The sequence below is a fragment of the Pseudomonas sp. NY15364 genome, from assembly GCF_048068235.1.
Taxonomy (GTDB): Bacteria; Pseudomonadota; Gammaproteobacteria; order Pseudomonadales; family Pseudomonadaceae; genus Aquipseudomonas; species Aquipseudomonas mendocina_D.
On the sequence record NZ_JBLUPX010000023.1, the window covers coordinates 69,404 to 76,473 of the forward strand.

Below are 7,070 nucleotides of genomic sequence, written 5' to 3' on the forward strand. Positions count from 1 at the left end.
TGCACTGATGCAGCCTGGAGGCTGCCTCACAAAGAACCTCGAGATTTGGAACGATCACCGTGGCCAACCGCAGCTATCTCTACTCCACCAATGTCATTCCGGGGCCGAGCGCCAAGGCCAGTGGCCGCAAGCTCATTGGCATCTCGGAGTGGAACTACGACATACCCATCGTATTCAAGATTCTTCTCTCCGGCGCCCCGAGAACCTGCCCCTCCTCGATTTGGGACAACTCCGAGGAAATCGCCCTGATAGGTGATTACGCCAGCGGTGTAAAAAACCTCGAAGCCTTCCTGTCGCAGATACACCATCCCGAAGCTCAACCGTTGATTGCCGAGGCCCTCGAGTTCCTGCATAAGCCAGAGAGCCAGAACCAGTACCTGGTGCTGGAGTGCGGTGAAATTTTCGACATGGGTGACGAGCCCCTCTTCGAGCAGAATCTGGCGCTGCTGGAGGAGCTGAACGATCTGGCGCCTGAAATGGACCGGGCGCTGCAATCCTTGCTGCCACCTCCTGTGGCGCCACCCAAACCCGCCGGCCTCCTGTCCAGGCTGCTCGGCCGTAAACCCAAGTCTGAGCCACCCGCGCACGACGTGATGCCCAGCCTCTACGGCCTCGGGCTTGGAAACTGGTCGAACACCCTGTACTTCGACTTCAGCGATGCATGAACACCTCTGCCGAGATGCCGCCACGGAGCGCTGACAAGGCCCTGCAACGATATAGAAGCTGCGTTCCGGCCCTGATGTGCAATGACCCGACCGCGGCTTCATCTCAGGTGATGCACTCGTTTCAAGGCTAAGATGCATGCCGCCAACACCGGAAAGGAAGGAACCGCCATGGGTCTTATCGCACGTCATTTCAAATGGTTGATGCTGGTGTCCGGTGTGCTTACCGCCACGATGTTCTACGGTCTGTTCGCACCGCAGGAGGCGCTGCAGTCGATGTTCGGTGCGTCCTTCGACGGGCAGTTGCAATCTCTGGTCATTCGCAGCTGGTCGGGCTGATGGGCGTGCTGCTGATTTATGGCGCGCTGAGCCCGAAGCATCGGGTTCTCTGTGCCGTCATTGCAGCGCTGAGCAAGGCCGTCTTCGTGTCACTGCTGATCGTTCACGGTCAGGCGTATCTGGCCAAGGCGGCTGCAGCGGTGGTTCTGGACGTGCTGGTTATCGTGTTCACCCTGCTCTATCTGCTGAGTGCGCGGCGACAGGCCGTGGCCTGACACGCGCTGGCTAGCGGCACTGTCCGTTCGCTTGTATCGACGCTGCCCATGAGTAGCCGGTAGTCTTCTTTTTGTCACAGGCGTCAGCGATGCTACTGCGCTTCGAGCAGCACCACCTGATTCCCTAGTCAGAGGCCCTTCTTGGAAACCACGGTCTTTCTCGCCGTCATCGCCGCCGCTGCCTTGCATGCCGGCTGGAACGCCCTGCTCAAGATCGGACTGGACCGTTTCCTCACCGCCACCCTGATCCAGATTGGTGCTGGCTTGGTGGCGCTTTGCGCCTTGCCATTTGTAGCCCTGCCACAGGCTACGGCCTGGCCTTGGATCGCGCTGTCGGCGCTGCTGCACATCGGCTACAACTTCTTCCTTGCCCGCGCTTACCAGTACGGTGACCTGGGCCAGGTCTACCCGATTGCACGAGGCAGCTCGCCACTGATGGTGGCCCTGCTCTCGCTGCTGTTCTTGCAAGACGGGCTGAGCACGATGCAGTTGCTGGGGCTGCTGGTACTGGTGCTGGGCATCTGGTTGATGGCCTTGCGCGGCGGCCAGCACAAGGCGCCACAAGGGGCGATGCTGTTCTGCGCGCTGATGACGGCGCTGTTCATCGCCGGCTACACCCTCAGCGATGCCATGGGCGCCCGCAACAATGGTGACGCGCTGAGCTATTCGCTGTGGCTGTTCACGGTCAACGGTGTGGTGATGGCCGCGGTATTGGCCATCAGCCGTGGGCCGCGCGCCTTTCTGCAACTGGGGCCGCACTGGCGCGGCGGGCTGGCCGGTGGGGCGATGTCCATGGCCGCCTACACCATCGTGATCTGGGCCATGACCCAGGCGCCGGTGGCGCTGGTCTCTGCCTTGCGCGAAACCAGCGTGGTGTTCGCCGTACTGCTGGGGATGGTACTGCTCAAGGAGTCGCTGCGACCGATTCGCCTGCTGGCCTGCGTGGTGATCGCCGCCGGTGTCGTGGTGATGAAACTGGCCTGAAAAGCGGCAGTGCTCTGCGCAAACAGAGTCTGCTCACGCTTACAACCTCATGCTACCTTGCACCCTGCGTTCAGCCGGAGCCCTGGAATACCCGTGACGTCAGCACCGCCGTTTTTTCTGATTGCCATCGTTATCGCACCGCTGATGTGGTGCTACCTGATTCTCCTGGGTGGATTCACACTCAAGATCTTCGGCAAGAATCCGAAAGCCAGTATCGAGCGCCCCTACTGGACCATGCTACAAGCCAGCCTGCTGTCATTTCTGATCTTCCTCCTGGCGTCAGCGCCCATACTCGCTGCCAATATCGCAATCCCCGGCACCACTTCGTTTTCCATTCCCTATACCGCCTGCCTGTTCGTCGCCGGGTTCATCGTTTTCATTCAGAAGATAAGCACCGTTACCACTGGCACCCAACAGGCACTTATCTGCGCCGGCCTGGCGGGGCTGATCGCGGCGCTGTTCACGACTAGCCAGTACCTGCTCGACTATGCGCTGCTCGGCTGAGAGCAGCATGCAGGCCGGAAGCGCTTAACCTCAGCCCGCTGCCGACTCGCGGCACACCTCCTGCCGAACACAAGAGTTTTGCCCGCTGCCCAGGCTTGCGGCAAACTATGCGCCTCCCGAGCGCCTGTTCGCTCCCGCATGCAAGAGTCCGTATGACCCGCTCCCCCTTCCGCCGCATGGCCTTCAGCGCGCTGCGCCGCCTGCTGTACCTCTGGGTACGCTCGGAAACCATCAACCAGTCCGCCTTCACCCTCAAGCTCGACCGCAGCAAGCCGGTGTTCTACGTGCTGCAGCAGCCCTCGGTGAGCGATCTGGCGGTGGTCGACCGAGAATGCACCAAGGCCGGCCTGCCGCGCCCGGTATTGCCAGTGGCCGTCGGGGAGCATATCGAGCCCGCCGCCTTCTTCTACCTGACGCCGGAACCGGACTGGTTCGGCCGCCAGGACAAACGCGGCATTTCGCCAACCCTCGATCGCGTGGTCAGCGCCCTCAGCCAGCATGCCGTGGACGACGCACAGATCGTGCCGGTCAGCGTGTTCTGGGGGCAGTCGCCGGATCGCGAGACCAGCGCCTGGAAGCTACTGTTCGCCGATAGCTGGGCCGTCACCGGGCGCCTGCGCCGCCTGGTCAGCATCCTGATTCTCGGGCGCAAGACACGCGTGCAGTTCTCCACGCCGATTCACCTGCGCGAGCTGGTCGAACAGGACAAGGGCCAGGAGCGTACCCTGCGCATGGTGCACCGCATCCTGCGTGTGCATTTCCGTAACCAGAAGGCGGCGGTGATCGGCCCGGACGTCTCGCACCGACGCAATCTGGTCAAGGGCCTGGTACATGACCCGATGGTGCGCCAGGCGATTGCCGAGGAAGCCGAGCGCGAGAAGATCAGCCTTGAGAAGGCCGAAGCCCAGGCGCTGCGCTACGGCAACGAGATCGCCTCGGACTACACCTACACGGTGATCCGCTTCCTCGAACTGGTGCTCTCCTGGTTCTGGAACAAGATCTACGACGGCATCAAGGTGCACAACGTCGAAGGCGTGCGCGACATCGCCCAGGGCCACGAGGTGATCTACGTGCCCTGCCACCGTAGCCACATCGACTACCTGCTGCTGTCCTACCTACTGTTCCGCAACGGCCTGACGCCGCCGCACATCGCTGCCGGCATCAACCTCAACATGCCGGTGATCGGCGGTCTGCTGCGCCGTGGCGGCGCCTTCTTCATGCGCCGCACCTTCAAGGGCAACCCGCTGTATACGGCGGTGTTCAACGAATACCTGCACACCCTGTTCAGCAAGGGCTTCCCGGTCGAGTACTTCGTCGAGGGCGGCCGTTCGCGCACCGGGCGCATGCTGCGACCGAAGACCGGCATGCTGGCCATCACCCTGCGCAGCTTCCTGCGTAGCAACCGCCTGCCCATCGTCTTCGTGCCGGTGTACATCGGCTACGAGCGCGTGCTGGAAGGCCGCACCTACTTGGGCGAGCTGCGCGGCGCGAGCAAGAAGAAGGAGTCGATCTTCGACCTGTTCAAGGTGCTCGGCGCGCTCAAGCAGCGCTTCGGCCAGGTCTCGGTAAACTTCGGCGAGCCGATCAAGCTGGCCGAATTCCTCGACCAGCAGCAACCCGGCTGGCGCCAGCAGGATCTTGGCCCGCAGTACCGCCCAGCCTGGCTCAATGAAACCACCAACCGCCTGGGCGAGCGCGTGGCGCGTCACCTCAACGAGGCGGCATCGATCAACCCGGTCAATCTGGTGGCCCTGGCGCTGCTCTCCACCAGCAAGCTGGCCCTGGACGACCGCGCCCTGGCGCGTGTGCTCGACCTGTATCTGGCGCTGCTGCGCGCTGTGCCCTACTCGCCGCACACCACATTGCCGGAAGGCGACGGCGCGGCGCTGATCGAACACGTCAAGGGCATGGATCTGCTGGCCGAGCAGAAGGATGCGCTGGGCAAGATTCTCTATCTGGACGAGCAGAATGCCGTCCTGATGACCTACTACCGCAACAACGTGCTGCACATCTTCGCCCTGCCGGCGCTGCTGGCGAGCTTCTTCCAGAGCAGCGCGCGGATCAGCCGCGAGCAGATCCTGCGCTACGCCGGCGCGTTGTATCCGTATCTGCAGTCCGAGCTGTTCATCCGCTGGGAACAGAGCGAGCTGGAAGGCGTGATCGACCAGTGGCTGGCGGCGTTCGTCGAGCAGGGCCTGCTCAAGGTCGAGGGCGACGTGTACGTGCGCCCGGCGCCCAGCTCACGCCAGTTCGTGCTGCTGACGCTGCTTTCGCGCTCGGTGGCGCAGACCCTGCAGCGCTTCTACATGGCCATCGCCCTGCTGCTCAACGCCGGGCAGAACGCGATCAGCGCCGAGGAGCTGGAAGACCTGTGCACGGTCATGGCTCAGCGCCTGTCGATCCTGCATGGTCTAAATGCGCCGGAGTTCTTCGACAAGAGCCTGTTCCGCCACTTTATCCAGAGCCTGCTGGATCAGGGCGTGCTGCGTCAGGACGAAGCCGGCAAGCTCAGCCATCACCCGCTGCTCAGCGAGCTGGCCGAAGGCGCCGCCAAGCGCGTTCTGCCAGCGGAGATTCGCCTGTCGATCCGCCAGGTGGCACTGGATCGTAACGAGGATGAACCGGCCGCGCCGTGATGTGTGTAGGGTGCGCTGTGCGCACCTTCGAATCAGCTTAGTCACCGGTGCGCACAGCGCACCCTACCGCCCCGCTACTGCCTCGGATGGATGTCACGTGTTACATCCACCATGGCGCCGGCTCGAGATCACCAGACGAACCTGTCACGGCTTTGGCAGTCAGTGATAGACCACATACCGGCAGGAGGCCCTGGCCATGATCGACTCCCTGATGTTGAGCGCTGCACGCATCACCACCCTGGCCGCGGGGCAGATACTGACCAACGCCAGTGGTTTCTTCTTCCGCCGGGAGCAACGGCTGTTTCTCGTCACCAGCCGCCATGTCGTCCTCGACGAACCCAGTGGCCACCAGCCGGACAGCCTGCAGATCGAACTGCACACCGATGCCGACAACCTGGCCAGCACCGTCAGCTTCGCCATCCCACTGTATGACGGCGAGCAGCGGCTGTGGCGACAAGGCATGGATGGCGCGGGCGAGATCGATGTGGCGGTGATCGAACTGGATCAGGCAGCTCTTCCCAACGGCGGCGCCTACCAGGCCTTCACCCCGCAGCACCTGCTACAAGCCGATGAACATGTAGAAGTTGGCTCGACGCTGCTGGTGGTCGGCTTCCCGCTGGGATTTCAGGACACCCTGCACCGCATGCCGGTGGCGCGTCACGCCGGGTTGGCCTCCTCTTTCGGTCTGCGCTTTCAAGGGTTGGGTTACTTTCTCACCGACGGCCGCACCCATCGCGGCATCAGTGGCGCGCCCGTAGTCAAGCGCGCCAGCGTCGATGGCGACCTGCCCTGGCATCTACTCGGCATCCACTCAACCCGCCTGCTCGGCAATCGCGACGAGGATCAGGACGAGGCGCTGGGTCTGAACTGTACCTGGTATGCCGATATTCTGATGACGCTGACGGAGTGATCAGCCTGCCCATCGCCCGTACGTAAACCGAGCAATCACCCTGCTAAAACCCCTCCCACAGCCACAGCGGGATCTGTGGGAGGGGCTTTAGCCGCGATAGCTTTTCTGACGCTCGACCGGCCTCGGATTGGCGTCGGGACGCATCATGACGGAACTCCACGGGAAAATAGGGAGCCCAGCATCCGGGATACGGAGAGGTCAGTTGAAGATGGGGTCTATGGAGCGCATACATAGCGAACGCCTCAACGTCCGCCAGCAACGCAGCCAGCCCCTGCTCGACCAACTCAAGGCCTGGCTGGACAAAACCCAGCCGCAGGTCACTGGGCAGACGGCCCTGGGCAAGGCGGTGAACTACCTAGCCAGCAACTGGAGCAGGCTGGTGCGCTACATCGAAGGCGGGCATCTACCGATCGACAACAACCGCACCGAGAACGCCATCCGTCCCTTCGTCATCGGCCGCAAGAACTGGCTGTTCAGCGACACACCCAAGGGTGCCACGGCCAGCGCGCAGATCTACAGCCTGATCGAAACTGCGAAAGCCAACGGGCAGGAGCCCTACGCCTGCCTGCGGCACAGAGCGTCGAAGACTACGAAGCGCTGCTGGCGTGGAACTGCTCGCCAGCTTCTGCCTCTGCTTGCTGAAAACAACCCCGTCCGCCAGGACGGGGTTTATGGAGCGCTTGCAAAGAAGAAACCCCAGACCGCTTTCGCGATCTGGGGTTTCGTATAGGAGCTTGACGATGACCTACTCTCACATGGTGAAGCACCACACTACCATCGGCGATGCGTCGTTTCACTACTGAGTTCGGGATGGGATCAG

Annotated in this window: 7 protein-coding genes, 1 rRNA gene and 1 pseudogene; 8 read left to right on the plus strand and 1 reads right to left on the minus strand. The window is 62.5% G+C overall.

The window, feature by feature from the left end:
* The first annotated feature begins 59 nt into the window (after nucleotides 1-59).
* The 8 genes and pseudogenes from ACNFCJ_RS17985 to ACNFCJ_RS18020 form a co-directional block, all read left to right on the plus strand.
* Nucleotides 60-665 (plus strand): hypothetical protein, encoded by a 606-nt coding sequence (locus tag ACNFCJ_RS17985; protein ID WP_115291109.1) that lies wholly within the window; start codon nucleotides 60-62, stop codon nucleotides 663-665.
* A 168-nt stretch (nucleotides 666-833) separates the two neighbouring features.
* Nucleotides 834-1,001, plus strand: a complete 168-nt coding sequence (locus ACNFCJ_RS17990) for a hypothetical protein (RefSeq protein ID WP_395503494.1) — start codon at nucleotides 834-836, stop codon at nucleotides 999-1,001.
* Entirely contained in the window at nucleotides 1,001-1,216 is a 216-nt protein-coding gene (locus tag ACNFCJ_RS17995; RefSeq protein WP_258867410.1) for a hypothetical protein, read from the plus strand. Before ACNFCJ_RS17990 ends, ACNFCJ_RS17995 begins: the two co-directional genes overlap by 1 nt.
* A gap of 141 nt (nucleotides 1,217-1,357) precedes the next feature.
* Nucleotides 1,358-2,200: an EamA family transporter gene (locus ACNFCJ_RS18000; RefSeq protein WP_416772815.1), complete on the plus strand. Its 843-nt coding sequence runs from the start codon at nucleotides 1,358-1,360 to the stop codon at nucleotides 2,198-2,200.
* Nucleotides 2,201-2,293: 93 nt separating this feature from the next.
* Entirely contained in the window at nucleotides 2,294-2,704 is a 411-nt protein-coding gene (locus ACNFCJ_RS18005) for a hypothetical protein (RefSeq protein ID WP_143502221.1), read from the plus strand.
* A 152-nt stretch (nucleotides 2,705-2,856) separates the two neighbouring features.
* Nucleotides 2,857-5,340, plus strand: a complete 2,484-nt coding sequence (plsB, locus tag ACNFCJ_RS18010) for a glycerol-3-phosphate 1-O-acyltransferase PlsB (RefSeq protein WP_416772817.1) — start codon at nucleotides 2,857-2,859, stop codon at nucleotides 5,338-5,340.
* Nucleotides 5,341-5,536: 196 nt separating this feature from the next.
* A complete protein-coding gene (locus ACNFCJ_RS18015; protein WP_416772819.1) occupies nucleotides 5,537-6,250 on the plus strand; it encodes a trypsin-like peptidase domain-containing protein in 714 nt (237 codons plus the stop codon).
* A 250-nt stretch (nucleotides 6,251-6,500) separates the two neighbouring features.
* Nucleotides 6,501-6,892: pseudogene (locus tag ACNFCJ_RS18020) on the plus strand (IS66 family transposase); the annotation flags it as partial.
* Nucleotides 6,893-6,982: 90 nt separating this feature from the next.
* Here the strand turns inward: ACNFCJ_RS18020 and rrf are convergent.
* A 5S ribosomal RNA gene (gene rrf / locus ACNFCJ_RS18025) occupies nucleotides 6,983-7,070 on the minus strand; the annotation flags it as partial.

Coding starts and splice junctions, on each gene's coding strand:
- ACNFCJ_RS18015 (WP_416772819.1), top strand. CDS start 5,537: ATGATCGACTCCCTGATGTTGAGCGCTGCACGCATCACCACCCTGGCC.
- ACNFCJ_RS17995 (WP_258867410.1), top strand. CDS start 1,001: ATGGGCGTGCTGCTGATTTATGGCGCGCTGAGCCCGAAGCATCGGGTT.
- ACNFCJ_RS17990 (WP_395503494.1), top strand. CDS start 834: ATGGGTCTTATCGCACGTCATTTCAAATGGTTGATGCTGGTGTCCGGT.
- plsB (WP_416772817.1), top strand. CDS start 2,857: ATGACCCGCTCCCCCTTCCGCCGCATGGCCTTCAGCGCGCTGCGCCGC.